The organism is Archangium sp. (assembly GCF_036389735.1).
Lineage (GTDB): Bacteria > Myxococcota > Myxococcia > Myxococcales > Myxococcaceae > Archangium.
Genome location: NZ_DASVWK010001083.1, coordinates 1 through 2,704, shown reverse-complemented (window position 1 = coordinate 2,704; position 2,704 = coordinate 1). Strand labels below are relative to the sequence as shown.

At 72.0% G+C, this 2,704-nt stretch carries 3 protein-coding genes; 1 reads left to right on the top strand and 2 read right to left on the bottom strand.

Annotated elements, in window-relative coordinates; genetic code table 11:
• Nucleotides 1-1,262 (bottom strand): glutamate-5-semialdehyde dehydrogenase (locus tag VF794_RS38990; protein ID WP_331118658.1); only part of this gene is annotated, 1,262 nt, incomplete at its 3' end.
• Here VF794_RS38990 and VF794_RS38985 point away from each other — a divergent pair.
• Nucleotides 1,261-1,599 (top strand): tetratricopeptide repeat protein, encoded by a 339-nt coding sequence (locus VF794_RS38985; RefSeq protein ID WP_331118656.1) that lies wholly within the window; start codon nt 1,261-1,263, stop codon nt 1,597-1,599. The two genes, VF794_RS38990 and VF794_RS38985, sit on opposite strands and share 2 nt — an antisense overlap.
• Before the next feature lie 6 nt (nt 1,600-1,605).
• On the opposite strand, the gene VF794_RS38980 is transcribed toward VF794_RS38985, so the two are convergent.
• Entirely contained in the window at nt 1,606-2,655 is a 1,050-nt protein-coding gene (locus tag VF794_RS38980) for a hypothetical protein (RefSeq protein ID WP_331118654.1), read from the bottom strand.
• Nucleotides 2,656-2,704: the final 49 nt, after the last annotated feature.

The following is a 2,704-nucleotide window of genomic DNA, read 5'->3' as shown; positions in this document are numbered from 1 at the left end:
ACCTGCCCCTGTCCCAGAATGACGTACTTCTGGCTGGTCAACTCTCGCAACCCCATGGGCCCGAAAGCGTGCAGTCGACTGGTGGAAATCCCAATCTCCGCCCCCAGGCCCAGCTCGCCCCCGTCATTGAAGCGGGTGGAGGCGTTCCACACCACCGCGCTCGCCTGGGCCTCCCGGGTGAAGCGCCCCGCCACCGCCCCGTCCGCGGTGACGATGGCCTCGGTGTGTTCACTGCCGTACCGGCCGATGTGCCCGAGCGCCGCCTCCAGCCCGTCCACCACCCGGATGGCCAGGACGAGGTCCAGGAACTCCCGCCCCCAGTCCTCCTCGGTGGCCGGCTTCACCGGCACCCCGGCCCGGCTCAGCACCCCCACCGTGACGGGGCAGCCGCGCAGCTCCACCCCCTTGGCCACCAGCTCCCGCCCCACCTGGGGTAGGAAACGCTCGGCCACCGCTCCGTCCACCAACAGGCACTCGGCGGCGTTGCACACCCCCGGGCGGCTCGTCTTGGCGTTCAGCGTGATCCGCGTGGCCATGTCCAGGTCCGCCGCCGCGTGCACGTACACGTGGCAGACACCCTTGTAGTGCTTCACCACCGGAATCCGCGCGTTCTCCGCCACGAAGCGGATGAGGCCCTCGCCCCCCCGGGGGATGCACAAGTCAATGAGCCCCTCCAGCTTGAGCAGCTCCAGCAGCGTCTCACGCTCGCCCGGGGGCACCGGTTGGATGCACGCGGCCGGTAGCCCCGCCTCGGTGACACCCGCCGCCAGCGCCGATGCAATCGCCGCGTTGGAGCGCGCCGCCTCGCTGCCGCCGCGCAAGAGCGCCGCGTTGCCACTCTTGAGGCACAGCGCCGCCGCGTCGCTCGTCACGTTGGGACGGGCCTCGTAGATCATCAGCACCACCCCCAGCGGCAGCCGCACCTTGCGCACGTGCAGGCCATTGGGTCGGTCCCACTCCTCCGTCACCTCGCCCACCGGGTCCTTCAGGTCGGCCACCGCCTCCACCGCCCGCGCCATGCCCTCCACCCGCGAGGCATCCAGCAGCAGCCGGTCCAGGAAGGCGCTCCCCTTGTTGGCGGCGCGCGCGGCCGTCAGGTCCTCGGCGTTGGCGGCGAGAATGGAGGGGAGGGCCTCGCGCAGGTGGCGGGCCATGGCGCGGAGGGCCGCGTCCTTCTGGCCGCTCTGTGCGGTGGCGAGCACGCGGGAGGCCGCCCGGGCGGCCTCGGCGAGGGAGCGCACGTCTTCCTTGGCACCGGACATGCCTCTCCTCTATCACCGTGCCATGAGCGACGCCCGGTTGGAGCAGTTCAAGCAGATGGCGGCCGAGTTCCCCGATGCGCCCATGGCGCACTTCTCCCTGGGCAAGGCCTACCTGGAGCAGCGCAAGTACGCCGAGGCGGCCCAGGCCCTGGAGTCGGCCGTCCGGTTGGATCCCCAATACGCCGCGGCCATGGTGTCCCTGGGGGATGCCTATATCGGTGCGGGGGAGACGACGAAGGCCCGCGAGGTGCTCACCCGCGCCCGGGACACGGCGCTCGCCCAGAGCCACGGCAGCCTCGCCGAGGAGATCGACGAGCGCCTCTCCGGGTTGGAGTGAGGCCCGCTACGGCCGCCAGGTGAGGCCCACGCCGCCCACCTGGCGGAAGTAGGACAGCTGGTTGGCCTGGAGCTGGTTGCTGTACAGCGCGTACGAGAGCTCCACGTCCAGGTGCGCGTTGAGGGGCCGGGCCAGCTTCAGCGCCAGCGAGTTCTGCGCCTCTTCATCCTCGAGCAGGGTGATGTCGGTGGAGAAGAAGACGCCGTCCGGGTAGTGGGTGAGGCCCAGCGAGCCCTGGGCCAGGAGCGTCACCTTCCAGGGCAGCCGCAGGCCCGCGTTGCCGCTCAGCCGGTGCCGGCGCACCGTCTCGCCGTAGCTGTTGGAGCTGAGCTCCTGGTACGTGTACGTCAGCCCCAGCGCGAGCGGGCCCTTGTAGGTGTAGCCCGCGCTCGCCAGCAGCGCCCCGTCCACGCGCCGTCCCGTCCAGGGCACGTCCACGGTGGGTGGGGGCCGCACGGAGGCGTTGTAGCGGCGCGAGCCGTACTCGCCGGAGACGAAGAAGGCATGTCGGCGGTCGAGGCGGTAGCGCGCGAGGAAGCCCACCTCGGGGCTGCCGAAGCTGGCGGCGAAGGCGGGGCGGTAGAGGAAGCGGTGCGCGCCCACGCGCAGGCGCAGGGCGAGCTGGGCATCCGGCGCGTACTCGAGGAAGGCCGACGCCGCCAGGTCCGTGTACGCGCGGCTGCCGCCCCGGCGATCCTTGGCGCGCCCGTCCACGCCCACGCCCAGCGAGGTGCCCAGGGCGAGCGAGCCCTCCAGCGCGGCGGCCTGCACCAGCACGTCCTCGGAGGGGAAGAGGAGGTACTTGCGGGCCCCCGCGTCGTAACGGCCCACGAGCTGCCAGCGGTCCGCGGTGTAGCGGCCCTCGCCCGAGGCGAGCAGGCTGAGCACCAGGTCCGAGGTGTCGGTGACGAAGGGGGGCCGGGTGATGTCGCGCGGCGCGTTGCCGTCCAGCATCAACCGGCCGGTGACGCGCAGGGCTCCCTCCACGTCGGCGGCGTGTGCGCCACCGGCGAGCGCCACGACGAGCACCACGAGCGTGGAGAGGAGCCGTTTCAAACAGGGGCACCATACCCCGGGAGGCGCCCGCATGGCCTGTCCACGAGAG

What these genes read in the sequence shown, in the direction of transcription:
- VF794_RS38985 (WP_331118656.1), top strand. Translation starts at nt 1,261, where the DNA reads ATGCCTCTCCTCTATCACCGTGCCATGAGCGACGCCCGGTTGGAGCAG.